This window comes from Pelagimonas sp. (assembly GCF_058892305.1).
The window spans coordinates 151,664-173,906 of the sequence record NZ_JBZXVN010000030.1 but is presented as its reverse complement, the minus strand read 5'-3'; the positions used below and the strand labels follow the sequence as shown (position 1 = coordinate 173,906).

The following is a 22,243-nucleotide window of genomic DNA, read 5'->3' as shown; positions in this document are numbered from 1 at the left end:
CTCGTCGAATTGGGGTAGGTTGGCCCTAAGAACCTCAAAAGCCCCGCAGTCAGTTGCGGGGCTTTTTTGTGCCTTCCGCAACACCCCGCGTGTGCCTACGTCCGATCCTTGGCATGTGACCCCAGCGGTGTGTTTGCTCGGCGGCGGGCCAACGGCCCACTCTCACCCGTCAAAACACCATCTCCGGGTCAGGAATTCTCGCCCATGCGGCCCCGCCAAGATTGAAACAACCCGCCAAATGCACGAAACGCGACAGTTATAAAGAGCGAGACAGTCACAGTATCGGGTCTGCTCAGGTTTTCGGCTTCCGAGTGACTATACCCCCCATGTACCCCCAATGCTCGCGGCGCATCGACAAGGACGCCGCCGACATCGCCACCACATCTGCCACAATGGCCATCTTGCGCCGAGAACATCAGATGTCATAGGCCGGGTTCAATTTTCAAACGTTTACCTCTGCGGCGGACACAAGGGCATGGGCGCTATTGGCGATTGGCAAAACGTGCTTCCTCGTTGCTCGGCGGCACAAACAATGCCCGCATGCCCCACAGATGCAATCCCTTTATATTTAACAACTTAACGGAACCAAACCGGTCAAACGGAATTCAATTGACGGGTTGGACCCCTTAGAAATCCCAAGTTGCACATCCCCTTTACACCGCCTAACCTTGGTTCCAACTCCTTTTAGAGAAAGGTTTGTTTTGCAGTTGGTGGGGAAAATCTGGGGTGCCTTCACGGCTGCGGCCTTGATTGCATTCGCATTTTCGGGGGTGTCTCATGCCGACGCTCCCAAACGCGTGATTTCGTCAGATTGGCAAATTGGCCAGGCTTGGGCCGCCGCCCGGGCGACCCTCCCTGATGTCATAGGCGCCATGGAAAAACGCAATGGCTGGTTTAGCCCATCTTTGGCCTTCCAAGTCGCCTTGCCGGTTGACCATGATACCGAAGTGGAAATGCTCTGGGTCGACAAGATCCGCCGTCATGGCAATATTTTCAAAGCCCGCTTGGCCAGTCATCCGCACTATATGCCGGGCACCCGCATGGGCCATACGGTCGAGTTTTTCCACGACCAGATCGCCGACTGGGCGGTTCAAGCGGTGGACGGCCGCTATTATGGCTACTACACCACCCGCGTTTTGATCAAAACGATGACGCCTGATCGCGCAGCCAAATATCGTGCGTTGCTGGTCGAGAATCCTCTGCCGCCCGAATGGCGCTTTAACCCCCAACAATGAGCCAACACCTCGCCCTAGTTGCCGTTCTCGTCCCGTCTTACCAAGAGGGGCTCGACTTCTTTGTCGACACTCTTGGTTTTGATCTGTTGGAAGACACCGATCTCGGAAATCACAAACGTTGGGTGCGTGTTGCACCGCCCAATGCACAAACCGCATTTTTACTGGCCCGTGCGGTCGGGGACCAGCGACAACATATCGGCAAACAAGGCGGCGGTCGGGTTTGGCTCTTTCTTCATACTGATAAATTTAATGACGATTATGCCAGATTGACCAAGGCCGGAGTGACCTTTGACGCCCCCCCCAGAACCGAATCATATGGGCAAGTCGCGGTTTTTCGAGACCCCTTTGGGAATCGCTGGGACCTCCTCCAGCTGAACAGTTCACCTTCTGATTGAGGCAAGCCGCGCAAATCCAAATTTCTTCCGGTATTCCTGACCCTTGGATACAATAATTACAGGAATACCTGACTGCAGGTTACGTTGCGTCGAAATTATAGTGAGGCCATGGAACATTCAAACCTCACACAATTTCGTGGCTCCGAAGCCACCCTGCCCGCCCCGCTCTTCAGCTTCTTGCAACAGCTCGGAGAGGCACAAAACTCGGGCGAGGTCTGGAATAATTTCAAGAGCCTAAGCAAAGCTTTTGGGCTGCCAAGCGTGACTTACATTCACTCTGGTTGCCCACTTGATCCTGATGTTGACCAAAACAACAGGTGGCATATTTTGTCGACAACAGATGACCTTGTGATCAGAGAGCTGCCGACAACTGCACTTTTGGATCCGTTTTTTACGTCTGAACCCACGCGTGCAAAATCTCTGACGCCAACGCTTGTGCAAATGCGCGCGCCACAGATGTCGGATACCGAACACGCGCGTCAAACTGATCTGCTGACCAAGCTTGGCATGCCTGTTGGGTTGGCAATTCCGTTGCTGTCCGGGGATGCCCACGAGAGCGCCGTTATCCTGGTAGGAACTCGGCGATCCGAGGCGGAATGCAACAGCATTCTCGAGAGGTTCGGCTGTGGTCTGCATTTGGCCGCAATGGCCAGCCATGCCCGTTATTGCGCGTTGTATAAACAGGAGTTTGCCGAACGAGCGCAGCTCACCGAAAAGCAAACCGAATTGATTACATTGGTGGGTGCTGGCCTTCTTGATAAGCAAATCGCCCATCAGCTTGGCATTTCTTTTTCTGCGGTACGTCAACGGCTTGCAGCGGTTCAACACAAAACGGGTGCGCGCAACCGTGCTCATCTTTCGGCGATGGCGATGCGGATTGGTCTGACGCCTGATCCATTGATGGCCAATGTTCATATCGCGGCCGAATAACCCCTCGCCCGCAATCCGGTTGATGACACAGCACAGAAAATCGCCCGGCGACCTTTGAGGTTGTCGGGCTTTTTCTGGTCCAAACCCGCCTGTAAAAAATTTCCGACAAAAATCTACCGGGAACGCCATTTTTTCTCTTGCGCCCCCCTGCTCCTCGGACTAAACCGCCTCCACCGTTCAGGTGCGGGCGTAGCTCAGGGGTAGAGCATAACCTTGCCAAGGTTAGGGTCGGGCGTTCGAATCGCCTCGCCCGCTCCAGAACGAAAACGACAAGATGGTATGCGGGCGTAGCTCAGGGGTAGAGCATAACCTTGCCAAGGTTAGGGTCGGGCGTTCGAATCGCCTCGCCCGCTCCATCTGTCAGTTTTCTCAAATCAAACGGCTTTGATCGACAGCGCAACAAGCGCTGACGCATCAGGTATTTTTGCCTGTCCCATCTCACTAATAGCTTTCACAGCTGACATGAAAAAGCGGGCAAGGTTTCCCCTGCCCGCCGTATGTCTTTTTGCAATACTCTCAGGCTTTTACAGTATTTCCAGAACAACATGCGGCTGGCCATCTGACGTCCGCTCGCGTGTATGACCATTCGGGCCGATCACGGCCTGAACCCGCTGACGCATCGACGAAAAACTATCAAAGCGGACCACGTCCACCGGATAATCCAACCCAAGCGCCACGTAGGTCCAGCCATCGCCGCGATCCTCGCTTGTGACAACGGTCGCCGCAAAGGGTTGCGACAAATACCAGCCACGAACCCGAGCCCCCGTGGTCAACCCCTTCGCTAGGTCAGGCAAGCGTGCCTTACAGGTGTTCCAGTCGCGGAACCCATATTTTTTGGCAATCAACTCAAGCGATTGCCCGTGTGACAACGCGGTGCCCTGAGCCGCTTTTCGGGCGCGTAATGCCTTGGCTTGGGCCTTGGCGGCATTCAATGTTGGCAATGACGTGCTCATGCTTTGCCCTCCCCAACCGGATGGAACAGCCCCAAGACAAAGGGCCCCCGGCGTGCATTCATCATCAAAACGATCACCACCAATCCAACAAGCATCGCTTCGGCAATCGGAGCGGCCAACCAGATGCCGATCTCGCCCATGACAATGGCAAGGCCGATGGTCAAAGGAATCGCAAACAAAAACGGTTTGGACAGGCCAAGCCACGCCGCCCGACGGGCATCACCAATGGCTTGAAAATAGGCGGACACCATCATCGACGGTCCGGCAAACACGAACAACGCCAATGTGATTGGCATGATGCGTTCGACCTCGGCGATGACCGCCGGATCATCGACAAACGCCGCGCCGACCTCATGGGCAAACCCGATCAACAAGGCTTGAAGGGTGCCACAATAGACCAGAGCGCTAACCACCGCGATCTTGATGCTTCCGTTTGAGCGTGCCCAGGCCTTGGCCCCGTAATTGTTGCCGGTGATGGTTTGCATCGCGTGCGACAAGCCCAAAAGCGGCATAAAGCAAAACGTCATGACGCGGGTGAAAATCCCATAGGCTGACACCGTTTCGCTATAGGCCGGGGAATCGACCCATTGCAGCGCCGCAATCACCAAGGCCGATCCCATCGCCACACCGATAAAGGTTAGGCTTTGTGGTGCACCAAGCCCGAGGATACGCCCCCAGGCCGAGGTCATTTTGTGATCAATCAAAGCGCGTGGACGTAGGTGGGTTTGACCGCGCAAACGAAACGTCAAGATGATCGAAAAGGATACGAGTTGCGCAAGGATAGTGCCAATGGCCGTGCCCGCGACGCCCATATTGAAATGCGCAATCAGAACATAATTAAAGCCGATATTGGCCAGCGTGACCAACACGCCAAGGGCCGTCATCAACGCAACTTTGCCTTCGTTGCGCAAAGCATCGAAGTTGACCGACAACACAAACATCAAGGGTGCACCCAAGGCGGTGATCCGAAGATAGGTCATCCCCAAATCGGCAAGCTCTGCATCCCCGGCGGCCAAAAGCCGGACGAGATCCGCGCCGAACAAGAAAAACAACACAATCAAAACAACACCAAAGGTCAGCGCAAGCCCATGTGCTCCGGCAAAATCGGCTTGGGCCTCGTGGATGTCATTGGCCCCTAGATGGCGGGCAAGTCGGCTCGACATACCACTGGCCACCAAAGTCGCCAGCGACACAATCAGCATAAACAGCGGGAACATCAGCGTCACCGCAGCAAGCGCCTCTGGCCCAACGAAATGCCCTAAAAAGAGCGCATCGGCGACCGCGAGCGCGCCGTTGACCGCCATAACAAAGATGATCGGAAGCGCGGTTTTAACGTAGGTTAATCCCAAAGGTTGGGACAAAAACATATTGGTATTGGGGGCAGACATTGTTGCCGTCCTCTTGGTTACAATCGCGCCGGAAACCGGATGTCCGGTAAGTGTGATAGGACCCGCATTGCCATCCGCGCGAAGAAACGTGGAGGTTCGTCAACTATTCTCATGCTGAACTTCACCAAGACATCTGTCTGCGGGTGGCGGGCGTCAGCAGCCGTTTTGCCTACTACTCGGATGTGCGACACTCTGTCAACCCGGTTTGATTGCCGACCTGCAAACGATCAATTTCCCTTTCATGGCCCATACGTCACAGGGCTACACTGCCCCCCTGCCACCCCTTGGCAGCACGCGGCGCGCTTTCTATAAGCGGGCCAGCACATCAAGGAGAGTGTCATGCGTCAGGCCACGATTAGCCGCCAAACCGCCGAAACCGCGATTTCGGTCGAGATTAATCTCGATGGGTCCGGGACCTATGACAACAAAACCGGCGTTGGCTTTTTTGACCACATGCTCGATCAACTTTCGCGCCACTCCCTGATTGATATGACGGTGCGTTGTGACGGCGATTTGCACATCGATGATCACCACACCGTTGAAGATGTCGGCATTGCTCTGGGTCAGGCCATGGTGTCGGCCCTCGGCGACAAGCGCGGCATCCGTCGCTATGGCGATTGCCTTTTGGCGATGGATGACGCGTTGGTGCGCACGGCGCTTGATCTGTCGGGGCGTCCTTTCCTTGTGTGGAACGTTGATCTCCCGACCCAAAAAATCGGGACGTTTGATTGCGAGTTGGTGCGTGAATTCTTTCAGGCGCTAAGCACCCATGGCGGCATCACCCTTCACGTGGATGCCCTGCATGGTATCAACAGCCACCACATCGCCGAAGCGGCGTTTAAATCTGTGGCGCGCGCCTTGCGCGAAGCGGTTGAACCCGATCCACGCAAGGCCGATGCGATCCCATCGACCAAAGGCATGCTCTAGGCGTTGAGCTTCTGGGGCCCTAACGAGGGGCCCCATACTGCCAAATTGGGCAAAATTACCACCCTTGGCGACGCAAATACCACTCCGCAAAAACCAAGTTCGGCAGCCAGCACAGCCAGGCGATGTAGGGGTATGCGGTTTCAAACCCCCAAAACACTTCGCCAAGCGGCAATTGCAGGCGCAATGTCACCGCCGCAAAGGTCAGCGCGGCGGATCGGATGATCCATCGGCGATGATCCGAAATTCGATGGTTCATCGCATGCCAGATCGCCAAGCCCGTGGTGATCAGCCAAGCCACTGATAATAAAAAGAACCCGACTGCGGCAACGGTCCCAGTCGCGGCATAGGGCGCGATGATCAATCCCGCCACCCCCGATATTAGGATCGCCACGCCATAGGCGCGCCCCATCCAACGGTGCAGCTTCAAACGGGTTTGGCGCAGGTTTTGCGACAATTGAAACGGCACCACCGCCAGCGCAATCGGGGCGAAAAAGATATGCGCCCAAAGCGCCAGCAACCGCCCATCCAGATGATGCACCACCCCCGGCATTGAGGGATCAACCCCAAAGACCAAAAACCGCCAAGAGACCAGCGCCACCAAAAGCGACAAGGCCCATAACAGCTGGGACGGGAGTTTTGAAATATACGTCATTGGGGGTGGCTCCGCTGTAATTTGACACTGTAAACTTTCCACTGTCAAAATAGGAAGCAACTTGACGCTGTCAAGGGGGCTGATACTGTCCTCACAAATGTCTGAACTCTCCCCCCCTTCCCCACTTTCTAACAAAGCCGCCCATCACCATGGCAATCTGCGCCCCGCCTTGATCGAGGCCGGTCTGGGTATTCTGATCGAAGACGGTCTGGACAAGCTGACGCTCCGGCGCTGTGCGGCCCGTGCCGGGGTGTCTCATGCGGCCCCTGCGCATCATTTTGACGGCGTCGCAGGCTTGCGCGCCGCCATCGCCCAAGAAGGGTTTCGCATCTTTCGCAACTATATGCTGGATGCGCGCAACAATGCCGGGGCCGATCCTCATGCGCGGTTGCGCGCCATCTGTCGGGGCTATATCTATTTTGCCGTAGATTTCCCGGACCTGTTTGAATTGATGTTCAATAACAAGGTGATAAAGGATGTCACAAGCCTTCCTGCGCAGCCAGACACCGCCAATGGCTATGATGTGCTCAAGGACAGCTGCGCGCCCTTTGTGGCACCGGGCACTGACCCGGTTGTCGTAGAATCGCAAGTTTGGTCGCTGGTGCATGGCTTTGGTAGTTTGATGCAAACCGGGCGCTTTGGCGGCCTGTCACCTGACGATCCCTGCGGCCCGCTTTTTGCACCTGTGATGGCGCTGTTGGATCAACTGCCAGTTTACCGCGAACCGCAATCTGGGGCTTGACCCGGCCCCGGCTTCGCGGCAATCGAAAACCAAGCACGCAACAAAGAGGCCCGACCATGCTGACAGCGATCATCGACTATGAAAGCGGCAACCTGCATTCGGCGGAAAAAGCCTTTCAGCGTATGGCCGCTGAGATCGGCAATACCGAGGTGGTGATCACCGACGACCCAGATGTCGTCGCCAAGGCCGATCATTTGGTACTTCCCGGCGATGGGGCCTTCCCTTCCTGCGCCTCGGCTCTGCGGGCATCGGGCTGTTTTGACGCCATGATCGAGGCGGTCGAAGTCAAGGGGCGCCCGTTCCTAGGGATTTGCGTTGGCATGCAACTTATGGCGCGCAAAGGTCACGAATACCAAGAAACCGACGGTCTGGATTGGATCGACGGTGAAATCGTCAAGATTGAGCCAACCGAAAAGGCACTCAAGGTGCCGCATATGGGCTGGAACGATCTAGTGATTGAACAGGCCCATCCGGTTCTGGACGGTCTCAAAACCGGTGATCACGCCTATTTTGTGCATTCTTATCAAATGCATATGGACGATGCATCGCAACGGGTTGCCCATGTGGATTACGGCAACGACATCACCGCGATTGTTGCGCGTGATAACCGTATCGGGTTGCAATTTCACCCTGAGAAAAGCGCCGATGCCGGGCTTCGCATGATTGCCAATTTCTTGGCGTGGAAACCTTAAACCAAAAAGGCCGCCCCATAGGGAGCGGCCCATCACCTCAAAAACCTTGGGTTACTTGACCCGTGTCCACGTCTGGCTGGAACACAAAAGCCCACCGGCCACACAGCCCTTAAGTTTGATCTTGTTGCCGTTCAACTGCATCTTGCCGATATAGATTTTGTCGTTGGACGGACGCCAAACTTTGCCCTCATAGGCCCCGCCCCCATTCGGCTTCATATTGCGCACCAACTGCTTGCCTTTGTTCGGGGAATTGTATTCGCCCGACCCATTGAACGTCCGCACAATGGTTCCACAAATATTGCTACCGCATGGCGCCAGCTTCACATGTGCATATGCGCCATCATCGGGTTGGGTTTTCCAAACACCTGCGGCTGGGTCTGCAAATGCCGCGCCCGCAACCAGTGTCAGCGCCGCTGCCAATACCAATTTCTTCATATCTCGCTCTCCTCCCATTGAGATCACGCCTAGCTTGACGTGAACGTAACCTTTCGATCAAGCGTGACCCAAGGTCGGCTTGCATGTTTCGTGGCGTCAGATTAAGGGGCAAACAGGCACAAAGATAGGGACGCAAACCATGATCCTTTACCCGGCGATCGATCTCAAAGACGGCAACGCAGTACGACTGTTGCGCGGTGACATGGACAAGGCGACCGTCTTTAGCGACGATCCTGCCGCCCAAGCGATGGAATTTGTCGCGGCGGGCTGCGAATGGTTGCATCTGGTTGACCTAAACGGGGCCTTTGCGGGCGAGCCGGTGAACGCTGCGGCGGTTGAGGCGATCCTGAGCCAAACCAAAACCCCGGCGCAACTTGGCGGTGGCATCCGCGACATGGCGACAATCGAGATGTGGCTCTCCAAGGGGTTGGCCCGCGTCATCCTTGGCACCGTCGCCGTTGAAAACCCCGATCTTGTTCGCGAAGCCGCCAAGGCTTTCCCCGGTCAGGTCGCCGTAGGTATCGACGCCAAAGACGGCAAAGTCGCCACCAAAGGTTGGGCCGAAGTCACCAATGTCGATGCCACCGATTTGGCAAAATCCTTTGAGGACGCGGGCGTTGCCGCGATCATCTATACCGACATCAACCGCGACGGTGCCATGCAAGGCCCCAATGTCGAAGCCACGGCGGCGCTGGCCAATGCCGTCACCATCCCGGTGATTGCTTCGGGCGGTGTGTCGTCGTTGAAAGACCTCAAAGACCTGAACACCTGTGGCGCGCCCCTCAACGGCGCGATTTCGGGTCGCGCACTTTATGATGGGGCCATCGACCTCAAAGAAGCGCTGGAATTACTCAAAGCATAGGTCAGGAATAGCCGACCAGACCGTCTGCACCGGCATCGCTACAACACCATCGAAACCGATTTTCGTTTTGGTGGTGTGTGATCTGGACCGCTGGCATTTATTTTGCCCTCTTGATTGGGGGACTATCGACCTCAAACTGGAAACGCCGTTTCCTGTGTTGGGGGGCACCGGCAATTCTATTTGGGGTCTTTGTGCTCCTGATGCCTTTGGGCGCGGACCACCTGATACGCATAGGGTGTCATGGGAACCTTCTCAAAGGGTGGCATTGCCCTGACCTTCCGTTTCTGGCGGCACTCCTGAATGCATGCCTACGTGCCCGTGCACTCTTCACGACAACAAGTGTAGTCGCAGCCCCTCTCTTCTATCTTTTTGCTTTCCTTTGGGAAATCACCCAACTCTTGGATAGTCGCGCGCAGCGATAAACCCCGAAAAGCGGGACCGTTTGTCACGCTTTCAAACATACAGGAAGCGCCTATCTTTCATCTGAAAGGAAAGCTCATGTTCTCCCAAACTTCCACTTGCCCCCTCCCCGTTTCCAGCGCCTTGCATCAAATGCGCACCCCCGGTGACTTTCTCGATTGCTATCGCGTGACCTCGGACATGGCCCCGCGCGCGGCTGCCGAGATCATCACCGATTTCCCCGGTTGGGCCCAGCTTCTTGTCAAACTGCGCGGGATTGTCACCGCCCCCTTTGGCCTAAAACAATCCGGCCCCGAAGATGTCGACAGCGTCGGCTTCTTTCCGGTCATTTCAGACACGCCGACCGAATTGATCGCTGGATTTGACGACAAACACCTCAATTTCCGCGTGTCCGTTGTGCAGACCGATGGCCATATCCACCTGGCCACATGGGTCTCCCCGCACAACATCGGTGGGCGCGTGTACCTAACTGCGATCCTGCCATTTCACATCTTAATCGCACGGGACGCTTTGGTTCGTGTCCAAAACAACTCCACATCTGGTCCAACACTCTCAGCAACATGACCACAACAAGGTCGCAAGGTCGCCTCTAAAAGGCCCTGACGTGCAAACAAGTTGTGCCACACAACTTGATAGTCTCGGTACAAGGACCGCCTTTGTGTTCACCTTTTTGATCATGCTGACCATTGCCGCCACCGGTCCCATTCTGGCCATCACTATCTACCACTTTCGCAAGCAAACTGGTGCCGGAGCCATCAGCACAGCGACTCAGATCGGCATGGTGGCTCATTGCCTCCTTGTGTTGTCCGCCGTCTACTTCATCAAAACGTCCGGCTGTTCCGGTACCCGCGAAACCGGCATCACCTGCACTGAATATTCCGACAGTCTCGGCACAATCCTGTTCGCGCTCTCAGTCTGGCTCAAAAAGACCGGTCTGGTCGTGTTGCCTGCCATGTTTGTGGTCTATGCCCTGACCTATTTCTATCATCTGGGCAGCGAAGAGGCCCAAACCTAACCCCAATCAAAGACAGATCTAAACACAGCGGCCCAAATCTGCGATCAAAGGCTTTCCTTGCGGGCCTTGTCGGGCCATAAGACCGGCATGTTGAAAACACGTATCATTCCTTGCCTCGACGTCGCGGATGGCCGCGTTGTCAAAGGCGTGAACTTTGTCGATCTGGTGGATGCCGGTGACCCTGTGGATGCCGCCCGCGCCTATGACGCCGCTGGGGCCGATGAAATCTGTTTCCTCGACATTCATGCCACCCATGAAAATCGCGGCACCATGTTTGACGTCGTCACCCGGACGGCAGAACAGTGTTTTATCCCGCTGACCGTCGGCGGTGGGGTGCGCACGTCCGAAGATGTGCGCGCGCTCTTGCTCGCCGGGGCCGACAAGGTAAGCTTCAACTCAGCCGCCGTTGCCAACCCGGACGTGGTGGCCGACGCGGCGGACCGCTTTGGCAGCCAATGCATCGTTGTGGCCATCGACGCGAAAACCGTTGAACCGGGCCGTTGGGAAATCTTCACCCATGGCGGACGCAAATCCACCGGCATTGACGCCGTTGAATTTGCCAAAACCGTCGCCGCCAAAGGCTGTGGTGAAATTCTCCTCACATCCATGGATCGTGACGGAACCAAAGCCGGGTTCAACTTGCCCCTGACCAAGGCGATTTCCGATGCGGTTGACGTTCCGGTCATTGCCTCGGGCGGTGTCGGCAATCTCGATCACTTGATTGAGGGCGTCACCAAGGGCGGGGCAAGTGCCGTTTTGGCCGCCTCAATCTTTCACTTTGGCGAATACACCATCGGTGAGGCCAAGCAACACATGGCTGACGCCGGTATCGCAGTGAGGCTCTGATGTCTGTTCTCCACGATCTAGAAACCACCATCGCCGCCCGCAAATCCGCCGATCCCGACAGCAGTTGGACCGCCAAGCTTCTGGCCAAAGGGCCGGAAAAATGCGCTGAGAAATTTGGTGAAGAGGCGATCGAAGCTATTATCGCAGCGGCCAAAAATGACCGTGAAAACCTGACCTATGAAAGCGCCGATGTGCTTTACCATCTGTTGGTCATGCTGGCGGCGCGGGATATTCCTTTGGATGATGTCCTGACCGAACTTGCCCGTCGTCAAGGCACCTCCGGCATCGCCGAAAAAGCCAGCCGCTGAACTCCTGCCTGATGGGATGGTGGGCGGGGCGTGTTTGCAACGCAAAAAGCGCCGTCCCCATCACAGTTTTGACGAGATAACCCCAGTGGCAAAGCCGCCCATGCGCAGCTCGCCAAACAACCGCTGATACTCAATCTTCGGACAGCGGTTCATCACCACATCAACGCCGTGTGTCTCTGCGTCAAGCGCTGCTTCGGCATGTTCAACACCGATCTGCATCCAAATCGTGCGCAGGTTCGGAAAGACATCTAACGCGTCCGCCACAATCGGTGGAACATGTTCCGATCGTCGAAAGATATCCACCATATCAACGTCTTTGGGACAGTCACGCAGTGACGCAACCACCTCTTGGCCAAATAGGCGTTCGCCCGCATGGCGCGGATTGACCGGGACCACCCGAAACCCTTTGAGGGTCAAGTAACGCGCCACAAAATAACTTGGCCGCACCGGGTTCAACGACACACCAACAACAGCAATCACGCGGGTGCGGGCTAAAACCGTTTTAAGAAAACCGTCTGAATAGCTCATTTCATCACCCTATCCCAAGCCGGTGACAAAAGAAAAGGCGCCCGGGTCACGACCGGGCGCCAGTTACGGAACGAGGGACAGTGAAGGTTTCGCAGGGGTTCCGATCCTGCGTCCTGAACAAAAAATAGGCATTCATGTCACAGTTTAAACCCCTATCAACCTTTTGTGAAAATAAATCTTGCCATCAACTTATTGCGCGCGTTCCAACCGGCGGGTGCGGTTGTTCAAAACTGGAATGAAGACGTTCTGACGGGTCCTCTCCGACACTCCGCTTGCGGCGCAGCAAGAAGAGTTTCCCAAAGCCCTGCCAGGTTCCCACCGATGGGGCGCTTGCATCTTCAGGAAACATGCCTCGCCAGCCTTCTGGCAAATCCAAGTCACAGCGCTCAAGGTTTTCTAGCATCCAATTCAATGGGATGTTGGCCAATGGCCGGGCGTCTTGATGGGCACCGATCATCCCGCCAATGTCGCCATGCGCCCCTCGAAACCACACCTGATCGACGTGTCCTTGATAGTCCTCGCGACAGGTCCAAAGCACCGGCGAAAACGCCATACGCGTCTCATCATGGGCCAAAGCATGAAATCCATGGCGAATCGAATCACCTAACTCATGATTGTGAAACTCATGGTTTTGCACCATGAACCGCCAGATCACCGGCAAACGCAGCCCCAAGGCTTTGACCGTATCCCACACGCCCACCACCTCTATCGGCGCACTTTCGTGACAATAAAGTCCCGCAAAGGCCTGCGCCGATGTCCCTTTGGGCGCATAACGATACAGGCGGTAAATCTGGCGAATATTGCGTTCTGTCGCATGTTCCGCCCTGAGCAAACCGACCTGATCTATCACCCCGGCAAGCGACCGCACCGCATAGGCCCCGCGCGAATATCCGAGCAGAAATATCCGATCACCGGGTTTGTAGCGCGACGCAAGGTACCCATAGGCGCGTCGAATCTGACGGTTGATCCCGCGACCCAACACCACCTCATGGGTGCTTTTCCAATCGCGCCACTGGATGCCTGCCTCATAATACAACGACGCTTGCCCATGAGCATTCAAAAGTCGAAATGTCAGGCCAGCATTGGTTTCTTGACCCCGTTTCAAAGTCGATGCGGTGCCGTCCAGAATGATGACGTGGTCGCGTGGCCCACGCCGCGGCGTCAGCGCGGAATGATCCGAGGCAAAGCGCCGCCGAATCCATCCAAAAAACCTATCAGTCAGTCCTGTTTCCGTCGGCCCTATTGTCTGCATCCCTCAACATTTCCCACACCCTATGCGGCGTGAATGGCATATCCGCCTGTTTGATCCCACGCGCCCAAAGCGCATCTTGTACCGCATTTGCGACCGCCGCCATGGCCCCAACGGTGCCCGCCTCACCACAGCCCTTCATCCCCATCGGGTTGGTGGTCGACGGCACCGCTTCGGTCGCAAAGCGGATCATCGGTAGATTATCGGCGCGTGGCATCGCATAGTCCATGAACGTCGCCGTGAGCAGCTGACCATCTTCGTCATAAACCACATGCTCGCTCAACGCCTGTCCAAGGCCCTGCGCCACGCCACCGTGAACCTGACCTTCCGCCAGCATAGGGTTGATCAGGTTACCAAAATCATCAACAACCGTATATTTTTCAACGGATGTTTCGCCGGTCTCCGGATCAATTTCGACTTCACAGAAATGCGCGCCATTGGGGAAACTGCGCCCGGGCAGCTTGGCCGTGGCCTGCCAAGTTAGCAAATCCTGACGCCTGGCCTCTCGGGCCATCTGAGCGACTTCCAACATCGTGGGCGAAACATTTGACCCTGAAATGCGAAAGCGTTCATCGTCAAAACTGACGTCCTCAAGGTCCGCCCCGGCTTGTTCTGCCAAAAACGCAGAAAACCCCGTCACCATGGCGGACACCGCTTCGAGTGTCACGTTGGTCTGCACCGTCACAGAACGTGACCCGCCGGTGCCACCGCCCCGGGCAATCTGATCTGAGTCACCTTGAACAACCTCAATCATGTCGGCAGGAATGCCGGTTTGATCGGCTAGGAACTGGGCAAACACGGTTTCATGCCCCTGCCCATTCGATTGCGTTCCAACATAAATGATTGCCCCACCCTCGTCGGTGAAAGCGACCTTCACGTCCTCCTCAGGTGCACCAAGAATGCTTTCGATATAGTAACATAACCCCAACCCCCGCAGCTTGCCGGCGTTTTCCGACGACGCGCGCCGTGCCGCAAATCCGGCGATGTCCGCCTCGTCCTCCGCCCGGTTCAAAACACGCTCAAAATCGCCAACATCATAGGTTTCATCGGGGATTGTATCATAGGGGAATTGATCAGGTTTGATAAAATTCAACCGCCGCAACGCTTGCGGGTCGACGCCCAACTCCCGCGCCGCACGATCCATCACCCGTTCGATCAAATAGATCGCCTCGGGCCGCCCCGCCCCGCGGTAGGCATCGACCTGCGTTGTATTCGTGTAAATCCCTTCGCAGCGCATATAGGCGGCCGGAATGTCATAAACCCCCGTCAACACACGCGAAAACAGAAACGATTGGATCATCTGGGCAAATTGCGAATTATACGCCCCAAGGTTTGAGAACGTGTGCAACCGATACCCGGTGATCCGGTTAGCGTCATCAAACCCCATCTCAACCATGGTGACCAAATCTCGGCCCGCATTGTCCGACAACATGGCTTCTGTGCGATCCGACATCCAACGCACCGGGCGCCCCAACTCCTTGGCGGCAAAAGCGGCGACAAAGTATTCGGGATAGACCATGGCCTTCATCCCGAACCCGCCGCCAACATCGGGGTTGGTGACCCGAATGCTCTCTTTGTCGAGATGCATGACACGCGCCAATTCGTCCTTCATGCCCCAAACCCCTTGCCCGCCAAAGGAGAGATGCAACCGTCCATCCTGCCATTCGGCAAAACAGCCGCGCGGCTCCATCGCATTGACGATGATACGGTTGTCGCCAACCTCCAAACGGACCACCCGCGCCGCATTGGCCAAGGCTGTCGCTGTCGCCTCTTCGTCACCAAGACCATAGTCAAAAGCGCGGTTATCGGGGCATTCTTCATGAACTGCCGGGCCGCCAGGCGTCAAATCCATGTGAACCGGCAGGTCGTCATAGTCGAATTCAATCAGCTCAGCCGCGTCTTTGGCAATGTCCAACGTCTCGGCAATCACGACGGCAATCGCTTCGCCCACAAAGCGCACCCGACCCTCGGCCAAAATCGGCCGTTTGGGACGCGGCGCTTTGGACCCGTCGCGCATTGGGGCCGAAGTATAGACCATTGCCGTATCAAGTCCGGCCGCCGTCAAATCATCGGCGGTGATCACCGCATGAACGCCGTCCAAGGCGGTCGCCTCGGACACATCTAGCGATGTGATCTCTGCATGGGCCACGCTGGAACGAAACACATAGGCATGCAGCGCGCCATCCGGGGCAATGTCATCAACGTAACGCCCCTGCCCCATCAGCAACCGAGTGTCTTCAACCCGTGCCACTGATTGGCTTTTTCCGAACTTGTCCATGGAATCCCCTCGCGCAAACGCTTGCCGAGGGGAACTTTAGTACGAATACCCGCCCTGTCCAGAGCGGCACGCCGCCTAGCTGCGCAACGTCACAACTTTATGCGCCCCATAGCCGTTAAACCGTGTGGCTTGCGCCAAAGAATAAGCCCCAATACCATGGAACAAAAGGAAATCTCCCTCTTCGATCCCATCTGGCAGCGTCAAGGGGCTGGGCAACCTGTCGATGCTGTCGCAGGTCGGGCCAAAAACGATACGTTCGCGGGTTTTTGGGGCCGGTTGATCATGTTCATCGGCCAAAAGCTCGACCCGCTCACCGGTGCCAAGATCACGCCACTCGTTCAATCCACCATAAATACCGTCATTCAAAAACACTGCGTCATCAGACACAGATTTCACCCGAAGCGCGAGGGTAAAGGCCTCAGACACCATGCCACGCCCCGGTTCACAGACCAAAGCCGGACGGTTTGCCCCAAAGGACTCGTTCACAGCGGCATCAATCGCAGTGAAGATCCGGGTCAGGTCGGGCAACAAGCCACAGCGATGAGCCGGAAACCCGCCCCCGACATTTAACCGATTAAGCGTCACGCCCGCCTGTTCGGCCATATCGGCGGCCGTCTGGATATAGGCCACCCAAGCCTGCGCATCATGACATTGAGTGCCGGGATGAAAAGTGATCGACGGGATTCCACCACGCGCAGCAACAGCCTTCAGCAAAGCAATCGCCGCCTCCGGTTCCGCACCAAACTTGGAGCCAAAATCATAGGCAGCCCCCTCAACCGGGAGCTTAAATCGAACGGCAACCTCGGCCCCTTCTAACGCGCCAAGCTTGTCCAACTCGCTCATGCGATCCACGGACCAGCTTGTCACACCGTACAAGCGCGCCAAGGCGATTTCGTCCCGCGACCGGATCGGGTTGTGATAATGCAGCCGAGCGTTCGGTAAAACCTGCCGCACCCGCATCATTTCCTCGGGCGACGCTACGTCAAAGGCTTCGATACCCTGATCCACCAAAACCGCCAACACATCGACATGCGGATTGGCCTTGACCGCATAGGTCACTTCGCCGGGAAACCCGGTTAGAAACTCTTGCGCCGTGGCCCGCAGTTGCGCGGGGCGAAAGAAAAAGATCGGCTCATCGGGCTGCTCACTGCGCAACCAAACCTCATGCGTCTCCGCCAGCGGTTCAAAATGTCCCATTTTTCGCGTGTCCTTTGCCTGTTCCAACCAGAATGGGTGTGTTTCCCCTCGAATTCACCTGTCGGAACTGCCAATATGCCTGAAAATTTTTGTCAATCTGTAAGGCCGAAAATGCAAAACGACGAAACAGATCTGAAACTCATCGCGCTGCTGTCAGAAAATGCCCGACTTCCAGTTGCGGATTTGTCGCGGCGCTTGGGCATTGCCCGCACCACGGTTCAGGCACGGATTGATCGGTTGATTGATCGCGGTGCCATTGCCGGTTTCACCCTGCGCAAAGGCGCCGGGTTGCGTGCCCCGGTACGCGCCACGGCCCTTTTGTCGATCGAACCACGCGCGGCGGCGGCCGTGGTTGCACGCCTCAAAACTCTGCCCCAAGTCGAAACGGTTCACACCACCTCGGGCCGGTTTGATCTCATCGTGACGCTGGGGGCAGACACCACCGAAGACCTCGACGAACGGCTCGACGACATCCGGGATGCGCAGGGGGTGAAAAGCTCTGAAAGCCTGATCCATCTCTCTACCAAGATCGACCGCGCCGGATAGCTCCGGTTTTGGCGGGTGTGGGGTGGGCGGGTGGGCACAGCCGTCAAAGGCGGTGCTCTCCGGCGCTTACTCCGCCTTGTCGCCCTCGGCAACAGATTCTTCTGCGATGCTGTATTTTTTGAACAACCCGCCCTGAAACATAAAGAACAAGAACACCGCCGCCGGAAGGCCAAAGGTCTTGAAATACACCCAAGTTTCCGTCGGCATGCTCCGCCAGATAACTTCGTTCAACACCGCCAGCCCAAGGAACAGGCCGGTGACGCGCTTGGTCAGGATCATCCAGCCCTCTTGTTTTAGCGGCATCAATCCTTCCATCACCGATTTCAGATAGGATTGCCCGCGCAGCAACCCAAGGCCCAAAGCTCCGCCAAACAACAGATAGATGAGCGTCGGCTTCATCTTAAAGAACCGCTCGTCGTTGAAATATACGCTTAGCCCGCCGAAAACCACGATCAACACCGCCGTAACCACCTGCATCCGGCTGAGATGTCCGGTCAACTTCCACAACAGACCCGTGGCAATCAAAAACAGCGGGATGAACCCGGCGGTGACCACGATAAACCCTTGATATTCGGTACCGCCAAAGGTGAAGACCTCATCCTTGAGCTTGAGATAGGCGATGAAAAACGCCACCAGTGGCCCGTATTCGAGCAAGGCTTTGAGCTTGGTATTGGCGGCTTGGGTCATAAATGGCGCTCCTTTGAGTTCCAGATAGGGGCTTTACCCGCCAAGCTCAACTACAACGGCCCCCAAAGCGATCAGAGCCATCAAAGCGATGCGCCGAGGCCCCACCGTTTCGCGCAACACCAGCCAGCCAATCAGCGCCGCAAAAACGGTGGATGTTTCGCGTAAAACCGCTGCTTCGCCAACTTTGTCGAGCCGTGTCGCCATCATCACACAACCAAAACTGGCCATAGCAATCCCGGCCCCAACAACCCCGCGCAACATCAAAGGCGGCAAGTCAGGCTGGACTGCCAAACGTCGCCAATGACGCACCGCAATCAGCGGCATCAAAAACCCGTCAATGAAAAAGAACCACGCCAGAAAGGTAAAAGGATTGGCGGTGGCGCGAATCCCATAGGCATCAAAGGTGGTGTAGAGCGCCACAAAGACCCCGGTCGCAAGTGCCAGTAGCAGCGCCGGGATCAGCGTGTCCCGTTCGGTTTCCAGATACAAGTAATTGTATACCGCCAGACCAAAAATCCCGACCAACAGAATTGCCACGCCAAACCATTGCAACGGCTCAAAGCTTTCCCCAAAGACAATCGACGCCCCAATCACCGTGAACAACGGCCCCATGCCGCGCATGACCGGGTAAACAACCGTAAAGGCCCCGCGCGCATAAGAGGCGACCTGAAGCAGTTTGTAGCAGCCGTGGATGACAAACGCGCCAAGGAAGATCAGCCACATATGCGGTTCCGGCCACGGCACGACAAACAACGCAAAAGGCATTGCGATAAGCCCGTACATCCCGTCGATCGCCCCACGAGATAGCCACGGATCATGACGGCCTTTTTGCAGGGCTCCAAAACAGGCGTGCAAAAAGGCGGCCATCAAGGCCAGAACAAGCGCCAATTGGTGCCCAGCCTCTGTGCCTTCGAGGGAAATCAACCAATCGCTCATGACACCCGTCCTGCATTTGGGGGCCAGCCCCCCTCCGCGTGTCGCCGCGGAGCCCCCCGGAGTTTACCTGGCGAGATGAAAATCAGGATTGGTCAAGCCCGGTCAGGGCCGCGGCAAATTCCTCGGGATCAAAGGGGGCAAGATCATCAATCTGCTCTCCGACGCCAATGGCGTGAATGGGCAGACCGAATTTATCGGCAAGCGAGACAAGAACCCCACCACGGGCGGTGCCATCAAGCTTGGTCATCACCAAGCCGGACACGTCCGAGATTTTGCGGAACATATCGACCTGCGTCACCGCGTTTTGGCCCGTGGTCGCATCCAGAACCAACAAGGTGTTGTGAGGCGCATCGGGGTCTTTCTTGCGGATCACCCGGACGATTTTGGCCAGCTCTTCCATGAGGTCCTGGCGGTTTTGCAACCGGCCCGCTGTGTCGATCATCAACAAATCGGCCCCTTCTTCTTGGGCTTTGGTCATCGCGTCATAGGCAAGGCTGGCGGGGTCCGACCCTTCGGGGGCCGTCAAAACCGGAACACCGGCGCGATCGCCCCAAACTTGCAACTGTTCAACCGCCGCAGCACGGAAGGTATCCCCGGCGGCAATCACCACCTTTTTGCCCGCCGCACGGAATTGCGAAGCCAGTTTGCCGATGGTTGTCGTCTTGCCCGACCCATTCACACCCACGACCAGAACCACCTGCGGCTTTGTTGGATAGAGTGGCAAGGGTTTGGCCACGGGTTCCATGATACGGGCCACTTCCGCCGCCAAAAGCCCTTTGATTTCGGTCACGGATAGGCGCTTGCCCATGCGCCCTTCGGCGATATTGGCCGAGACCCTCAAAGCCGTCTCAACCCCCATATCCGATTGGATCAACAGCTCTTCAAGGCTTTCGAGCATGTCGTCATCGAGCACCCGGCGCACTTCTGTGCTCTCGTTTGAACGCCCCAGCAAACGGCCCAAAATACCGGGCTTGGTCGTCTCTTCTGGGGCGGCCGCGACCACGTCTTGCAATGGATCGGACGAACGGACCAGTTCCGGTTCTTCAACATCACCTTGATCGGTTTCTGAGGTTGCGTCTTCCACCGGGTCCAAATCTGGCTCAACGTCTGGAACCACCTCCTCTTCCGGGGTGCCCGTTGCGTCGGGGGCCTCGATGACCTCTGGTGACGCAGGCGTATCCTCCACAACCTCAGGTGCCGCTTTTGGCGCGACGGCCTCTTGCACATTCACATCTGGAGCGGCTTCTTCGCCTCCCTCTTGTACAATCGCATCAAGACCCTCATCCAATTTGGACGAAGATTTGAACAACTTATTTTTGAGCTTGCCGAAAAAAGACATGTCAGAGCCTGTGTATAACTGTTCCCTCCACCTAATACGGCCAGCGCCGCAATAAAAGTCTCAGTTGACGCAGAGGGCAGAAACCTCCTTATGTGACCCTATGATGTTACGCGCGTTTCTTTGTTTTCTCATGCTTGCGGGTATGGCGCAGGCCGACACCGATGAACCCGGCACCATGTGTTCGGACGGGGCCTTTGGTCAGGTGCAATGCATCCGACCCAGCCATTTTGTGTTCGACACCTGTCAGGCGATCGAGGCCTTTGCAAAAGACAGCAACCTTGACCCCGGTTTCTTTGCGCGGCTGATCTGGCAAGAAAGCCGTTTTGACCCCAATGCCCTTAGCCATGCCAATGCGCGTGGCATTGCGCAGTTTATTCCCTCGACGGCCAAACTCCGCGGGTTACGCGACCCCTACAATCCCGCCCAAGCCCTTGAATATTCGGCGGAATACCTTGGCGACATGTCGGTGCGTTTTGGCAATCATGGCCTTGCCGCGATTGGCTACAACGGCGGCGAACGACGCGCCAAAGGGTTGATGGCAGGCACCGGCGGCCTTGCCCGTGAAACCGTCAATTACGTTAAAATCATCACCGGATTCCCCGCCGAGGTTTGGGCGCATAACCCACCCAAAACCCATGACTATCGGTTGCAAAAGGACAAACCGTTTCAACAGGCCTGTTACGAATTGGCGCGCAAACGGAAGTTGTCCAAATACCCCCCCCTTGAGCCACCAGAACCCAAGCTGAAAAAATGGGGGGTTCAGATGGCCTTTGGCGTGACGAAAAAGCGCGCCCTTGCCCAATACAAAGAACGGTCGCGCCGCTGTTCGGCCACGGTCAAAGGTGAAAAACCCGATCTGGTTTGGCAGAAAAGCCGCGCCAGCCCCAAAGGTGGGTATTTCATGGCCCGCATCGGTCGCAATAGCCGTGACAGCGCTTGGAAACTGTGCCGTCGATTGAAATCAAGCGGCTGTATTTGCGCGGTTTATCGTAACCGCTAACCGATCCAGACAAAGCCAATAAACAAAGCAACTTGGGCCGCGTAGTAAAGCCCCCAAATCGCCAAGCCTTGCCCCGGCCAGTGGCGGTTTAGGAACTTTTCCTGCCCTAAAATCGCGTCCGAAGCCATAAACAACAGCGCCCCGATTAGCGCAATCACCTGCCCGGCCCCCATCGGTTGCATCACCGCCGTTGCCCCCATCACACCAATAATCCCTACATAGACAAGAACCGGCAACGCCAAGGCACCAGCCTTGGCTGCGAAAACCGGCCCAAGCCAAAGCGCGATGCCAATAACAGGCACGAGGGCAAGGCTTTGCCAGCCCCCCAACGGAACCAAACCACCCGCATAAAACATCCACGCATAGATCAGATGGGCGGCGGCAAAGCTAAGCATTCCAACGAGAAAGGCGCGATCTCCGGGGCGCGACAAGGCCAGATCACCGATAGCAGACAAGGCCAAACCAGCCGCCAAAACCGGGAAGCCGATCATATGGGACCAGACCGCCAAAGGGGCAATTGCCAGCGTTTTGACGAGGCTCCGTGACCAAGTCAGCGAGGTCAAAAACGGATAAATCACGGCGCAAAGCCCGGACATGATTGCCAAAAGGGCAAAGCTCATTTGGGGGTCACTGGGGCTTGGTGTCATGACTTGTCCTGCTCACATCGCGTTGGGGTCAAAGGA

The 22,243-nt window shown here is 56.4% G+C and carries 25 protein-coding genes and 2 tRNA genes; 15 read left to right on the top strand and 12 right to left on the bottom strand.

Annotated features, from left to right (window positions below):
* The first annotated feature begins 746 nt into the window (after positions 1 to 746).
* The 5 genes from AC5EFR_RS13140 to AC5EFR_RS13120 all read left to right on the top strand — a co-directional run bounded on the left by AC5EFR_RS13140 (position 747) and on the right by AC5EFR_RS13120 (position 2,916).
* Positions 747 to 1,235 (top strand): DUF2314 domain-containing protein, encoded by a 489-nt coding sequence (locus AC5EFR_RS13140; protein WP_493576248.1) that lies wholly within the window; start codon positions 747 to 749, stop codon positions 1,233 to 1,235.
* On the top strand, positions 1,232 to 1,630 hold the full coding sequence (locus AC5EFR_RS13135; protein WP_493576247.1) for a VOC family protein: 399 nt from the start codon (positions 1,232 to 1,234) through the stop codon (positions 1,628 to 1,630). The genes AC5EFR_RS13140 and AC5EFR_RS13135 overlap by 4 nt, the downstream gene beginning before the upstream one ends.
* A gap of 108 nt (positions 1,631 to 1,738) precedes the next feature.
* Positions 1,739 to 2,560 (top strand): helix-turn-helix transcriptional regulator, encoded by an 822-nt coding sequence (locus AC5EFR_RS13130; protein ID WP_493576246.1) that lies wholly within the window; start codon positions 1,739 to 1,741, stop codon positions 2,558 to 2,560.
* A gap of 183 nt (positions 2,561 to 2,743) precedes the next feature.
* Positions 2,744 to 2,818 (top strand) — tRNA-Gly (locus AC5EFR_RS13125).
* Positions 2,819 to 2,841: 23 nt separating this feature from the next.
* Positions 2,842 to 2,916, top strand: a tRNA-Gly gene (locus AC5EFR_RS13120).
* Between the two features lie 168 nt (positions 2,917 to 3,084).
* On the opposite strand, the gene AC5EFR_RS13115 is transcribed toward AC5EFR_RS13120, so the two are convergent.
* Positions 3,085 to 3,513, bottom strand: coding sequence for a glyoxalase superfamily protein (locus AC5EFR_RS13115; RefSeq protein ID WP_493576245.1), 429 nt, complete (start codon positions 3,511 to 3,513; stop codon positions 3,085 to 3,087).
* On the bottom strand, positions 3,510 to 4,901 hold the full coding sequence (locus AC5EFR_RS13110) for an MATE family efflux transporter (RefSeq protein ID WP_493576244.1): 1,392 nt from the start codon (positions 4,899 to 4,901) through the stop codon (positions 3,510 to 3,512). The genes AC5EFR_RS13115 and AC5EFR_RS13110 overlap by 4 nt, the downstream gene beginning before the upstream one ends.
* Positions 4,902 to 5,240: 339 nt before the next feature.
* Between AC5EFR_RS13110 and hisB the strand changes: the two genes are divergently transcribed.
* On the top strand, positions 5,241 to 5,828 hold the full coding sequence (gene hisB, locus AC5EFR_RS13105) for an imidazoleglycerol-phosphate dehydratase HisB (RefSeq protein WP_299925540.1): 588 nt from the start codon (positions 5,241 to 5,243) through the stop codon (positions 5,826 to 5,828).
* A gap of 55 nt (positions 5,829 to 5,883) precedes the next feature.
* Here hisB and AC5EFR_RS13100 read toward each other — a convergent pair whose 3' ends face one another.
* A complete protein-coding gene (locus tag AC5EFR_RS13100; RefSeq protein ID WP_493576243.1) occupies positions 5,884 to 6,480 on the bottom strand; it encodes a DUF2306 domain-containing protein in 597 nt (198 codons plus the stop codon).
* A gap of 97 nt (positions 6,481 to 6,577) precedes the next feature.
* Between AC5EFR_RS13100 and AC5EFR_RS13095 the strand changes: the two genes are divergently transcribed.
* Together AC5EFR_RS13095 and hisH are read left to right on the top strand one after the other, a co-directional pair.
* Positions 6,578 to 7,222, top strand: a complete 645-nt coding sequence (locus AC5EFR_RS13095) for a TetR/AcrR family transcriptional regulator (RefSeq protein ID WP_493576242.1) — start codon at positions 6,578 to 6,580, stop codon at positions 7,220 to 7,222.
* Positions 7,223 to 7,278: 56 nt separating this feature from the next.
* Positions 7,279 to 7,914: an imidazole glycerol phosphate synthase subunit HisH gene (gene hisH / locus AC5EFR_RS13090; RefSeq protein WP_493576241.1), complete on the top strand. Its 636-nt coding sequence runs from the start codon at positions 7,279 to 7,281 to the stop codon at positions 7,912 to 7,914.
* A 51-nt stretch (positions 7,915 to 7,965) separates the two neighbouring features.
* On the opposite strand, the gene AC5EFR_RS13085 is transcribed toward hisH, so the two are convergent.
* Positions 7,966 to 8,349 (bottom strand): DUF2147 domain-containing protein, encoded by a 384-nt coding sequence (locus AC5EFR_RS13085; protein WP_493576240.1) that lies wholly within the window; start codon positions 8,347 to 8,349, stop codon positions 7,966 to 7,968.
* A 139-nt stretch (positions 8,350 to 8,488) separates the two neighbouring features.
* Here AC5EFR_RS13085 and hisA point away from each other — a divergent pair, with 139 nt between their 5' ends.
* The 5 genes from hisA (at position 8,489) to AC5EFR_RS13060 (ending at position 11,800) form a co-directional block, all read left to right on the top strand.
* A complete protein-coding gene (gene hisA, locus AC5EFR_RS13080) occupies positions 8,489 to 9,211 on the top strand; it encodes a 1-(5-phosphoribosyl)-5-[(5-phosphoribosylamino)methylideneamino]imidazole-4-carboxamide isomerase (RefSeq protein WP_493576239.1) in 723 nt (240 codons plus the stop codon).
* Positions 9,212 to 9,709: 498 nt separating this feature from the next.
* Complete coding sequence (locus AC5EFR_RS13075) at positions 9,710 to 10,195, top strand: DUF2867 domain-containing protein (RefSeq protein ID WP_493576238.1); 486 nt, start codon at positions 9,710 to 9,712, stop codon at positions 10,193 to 10,195.
* A 94-nt stretch (positions 10,196 to 10,289) separates the two neighbouring features.
* Positions 10,290 to 10,646: a hypothetical protein gene (locus tag AC5EFR_RS13070; protein ID WP_493576237.1), complete on the top strand. Its 357-nt coding sequence runs from the start codon at positions 10,290 to 10,292 to the stop codon at positions 10,644 to 10,646.
* Positions 10,647 to 10,733: 87 nt separating this feature from the next.
* Complete coding sequence (hisF, locus tag AC5EFR_RS13065; RefSeq protein WP_493576236.1) at positions 10,734 to 11,492, top strand: imidazole glycerol phosphate synthase subunit HisF; 759 nt, start codon at positions 10,734 to 10,736, stop codon at positions 11,490 to 11,492.
* A complete protein-coding gene (locus AC5EFR_RS13060; protein ID WP_493576235.1) occupies positions 11,492 to 11,800 on the top strand; it encodes a phosphoribosyl-ATP diphosphatase in 309 nt (102 codons plus the stop codon). The genes hisF and AC5EFR_RS13060 overlap by 1 nt, the downstream gene beginning before the upstream one ends.
* 60 nt (positions 11,801 to 11,860) lie before the next feature.
* Here AC5EFR_RS13060 and AC5EFR_RS13055 read toward each other — a convergent pair whose 3' ends face one another.
* The 4 genes from AC5EFR_RS13055 to AC5EFR_RS13040 form a co-directional block, all read right to left on the bottom strand.
* A complete protein-coding gene (locus tag AC5EFR_RS13055; protein ID WP_493576234.1) occupies positions 11,861 to 12,328 on the bottom strand; it encodes a CoA-binding protein in 468 nt (155 codons plus the stop codon).
* Positions 12,329 to 12,512: 184 nt separating this feature from the next.
* A complete protein-coding gene (locus AC5EFR_RS13050) occupies positions 12,513 to 13,580 on the bottom strand; it encodes a T6SS phospholipase effector Tle1-like catalytic domain-containing protein (protein WP_493576233.1) in 1,068 nt (355 codons plus the stop codon).
* The gene (locus AC5EFR_RS13045; RefSeq protein WP_493576232.1) at positions 13,543 to 15,855 is read right to left on the bottom strand and encodes a xanthine dehydrogenase family protein molybdopterin-binding subunit; all 2,313 of its coding nucleotides are present in this window, start codon (positions 15,853 to 15,855) and stop codon (positions 13,543 to 13,545) included. The genes AC5EFR_RS13050 and AC5EFR_RS13045 overlap by 38 nt, the downstream gene beginning before the upstream one ends.
* Before the next feature lie 75 nt (positions 15,856 to 15,930).
* Positions 15,931 to 17,052 carry a type III PLP-dependent enzyme gene (locus AC5EFR_RS13040; RefSeq protein WP_493576231.1) on the bottom strand — a complete coding sequence of 374 codons (1,122 nt, stop codon included), beginning with the start codon at positions 17,050 to 17,052 and terminating at the stop codon, positions 15,931 to 15,933.
* Positions 17,053 to 17,163: 111 nt separating this feature from the next.
* On the opposite strand from AC5EFR_RS13040, the gene AC5EFR_RS13035 reads away from it, so the two are divergent.
* Entirely contained in the window at positions 17,164 to 17,598 is a 435-nt protein-coding gene (locus AC5EFR_RS13035; RefSeq protein WP_493576230.1) for an Lrp/AsnC family transcriptional regulator, read from the top strand.
* A gap of 66 nt (positions 17,599 to 17,664) precedes the next feature.
* On the opposite strand, the gene AC5EFR_RS13030 is transcribed toward AC5EFR_RS13035, so the two are convergent.
* The 3 genes from AC5EFR_RS13030 to ftsY form a co-directional block, all read right to left on the bottom strand.
* On the bottom strand, positions 17,665 to 18,285 hold the full coding sequence (locus tag AC5EFR_RS13030; protein ID WP_493576229.1) for an inner membrane-spanning protein YciB: 621 nt from the start codon (positions 18,283 to 18,285) through the stop codon (positions 17,665 to 17,667).
* A gap of 33 nt (positions 18,286 to 18,318) precedes the next feature.
* Positions 18,319 to 19,221 (bottom strand): EamA family transporter, encoded by a 903-nt coding sequence (locus AC5EFR_RS13025; RefSeq protein WP_493576228.1) that lies wholly within the window; start codon positions 19,219 to 19,221, stop codon positions 18,319 to 18,321.
* Between the two features lie 82 nt (positions 19,222 to 19,303).
* Positions 19,304 to 20,560 carry a signal recognition particle-docking protein FtsY gene (ftsY, locus tag AC5EFR_RS13020; protein ID WP_493576227.1) on the bottom strand — a complete coding sequence of 419 codons (1,257 nt, stop codon included), beginning with the start codon at positions 20,558 to 20,560 and terminating at the stop codon, positions 19,304 to 19,306.
* A gap of 100 nt (positions 20,561 to 20,660) precedes the next feature.
* On the opposite strand from ftsY, the gene AC5EFR_RS13015 reads away from it, so the two are divergent.
* Positions 20,661 to 21,560, top strand: coding sequence for a lytic transglycosylase domain-containing protein (locus tag AC5EFR_RS13015; protein ID WP_493576226.1), 900 nt, complete (start codon positions 20,661 to 20,663; stop codon positions 21,558 to 21,560).
* Here AC5EFR_RS13015 and AC5EFR_RS13010 read toward each other — a convergent pair.
* Positions 21,557 to 22,180, bottom strand: coding sequence for a lysoplasmalogenase family protein (locus AC5EFR_RS13010; protein ID WP_493576225.1), 624 nt, complete (start codon positions 22,178 to 22,180; stop codon positions 21,557 to 21,559). The two genes, AC5EFR_RS13015 and AC5EFR_RS13010, sit on opposite strands and share 4 nt — an antisense overlap.
* Between the last annotated feature and the right edge of the window lie 63 nt (positions 22,181 to 22,243).

Coding starts and splice junctions, on each gene's coding strand:
- ftsY (WP_493576227.1), bottom strand. CDS start 20,560: ATGTCTTTTTTCGGCAAGCTCAAAAATAAGTTGTTCAAATCTTCGTCC.
- AC5EFR_RS13030 (WP_493576229.1), bottom strand. CDS start 18,285: ATGACCCAAGCCGCCAATACCAAGCTCAAAGCCTTGCTCGAATACGGG.
- AC5EFR_RS13040 (WP_493576231.1), bottom strand. CDS start 17,052: ATGGGACATTTTGAACCGCTGGCGGAGACGCATGAGGTTTGGTTGCGC.
- AC5EFR_RS13015 (WP_493576226.1), top strand. CDS start 20,661: ATGATGTTACGCGCGTTTCTTTGTTTTCTCATGCTTGCGGGTATGGCG.
- AC5EFR_RS13135 (WP_493576247.1), top strand. CDS start 1,232: ATGAGCCAACACCTCGCCCTAGTTGCCGTTCTCGTCCCGTCTTACCAA.
- AC5EFR_RS13075 (WP_493576238.1), top strand. CDS start 9,710: ATGTTCTCCCAAACTTCCACTTGCCCCCTCCCCGTTTCCAGCGCCTTG.
- AC5EFR_RS13085 (WP_493576240.1), bottom strand. CDS start 8,349: ATGAAGAAATTGGTATTGGCAGCGGCGCTGACACTGGTTGCGGGCGCG.
- AC5EFR_RS13035 (WP_493576230.1), top strand. CDS start 17,164: ATGCAAAACGACGAAACAGATCTGAAACTCATCGCGCTGCTGTCAGAA.
- hisH (WP_493576241.1), top strand. CDS start 7,279: ATGCTGACAGCGATCATCGACTATGAAAGCGGCAACCTGCATTCGGCG.
- AC5EFR_RS13050 (WP_493576233.1), bottom strand. CDS start 13,580: ATGCAGACAATAGGGCCGACGGAAACAGGACTGACTGATAGGTTTTTT.
- AC5EFR_RS13010 (WP_493576225.1), bottom strand. CDS start 22,180: ATGAGCTTTGCCCTTTTGGCAATCATGTCCGGGCTTTGCGCCGTGATT.
- hisF (WP_493576236.1), top strand. CDS start 10,734: ATGTTGAAAACACGTATCATTCCTTGCCTCGACGTCGCGGATGGCCGC.
- AC5EFR_RS13025 (WP_493576228.1), bottom strand. CDS start 19,221: ATGAGCGATTGGTTGATTTCCCTCGAAGGCACAGAGGCTGGGCACCAA.
- AC5EFR_RS13045 (WP_493576232.1), bottom strand. CDS start 15,855: ATGGACAAGTTCGGAAAAAGCCAATCAGTGGCACGGGTTGAAGACACT.
- AC5EFR_RS13110 (WP_493576244.1), bottom strand. CDS start 4,901: ATGTCTGCCCCCAATACCAATATGTTTTTGTCCCAACCTTTGGGATTA.
- AC5EFR_RS13130 (WP_493576246.1), top strand. CDS start 1,739: ATGGAACATTCAAACCTCACACAATTTCGTGGCTCCGAAGCCACCCTG.
- hisB (WP_299925540.1), top strand. CDS start 5,241: ATGCGTCAGGCCACGATTAGCCGCCAAACCGCCGAAACCGCGATTTCG.
- AC5EFR_RS13100 (WP_493576243.1), bottom strand. CDS start 6,480: ATGACGTATATTTCAAAACTCCCGTCCCAGCTGTTATGGGCCTTGTCG.
- hisA (WP_493576239.1), top strand. CDS start 8,489: ATGATCCTTTACCCGGCGATCGATCTCAAAGACGGCAACGCAGTACGA.
- AC5EFR_RS13060 (WP_493576235.1), top strand. CDS start 11,492: ATGTCTGTTCTCCACGATCTAGAAACCACCATCGCCGCCCGCAAATCC.
- AC5EFR_RS13055 (WP_493576234.1), bottom strand. CDS start 12,328: ATGAGCTATTCAGACGGTTTTCTTAAAACGGTTTTAGCCCGCACCCGC.
- AC5EFR_RS13115 (WP_493576245.1), bottom strand. CDS start 3,513: ATGAGCACGTCATTGCCAACATTGAATGCCGCCAAGGCCCAAGCCAAG.
- AC5EFR_RS13095 (WP_493576242.1), top strand. CDS start 6,578: ATGTCTGAACTCTCCCCCCCTTCCCCACTTTCTAACAAAGCCGCCCAT.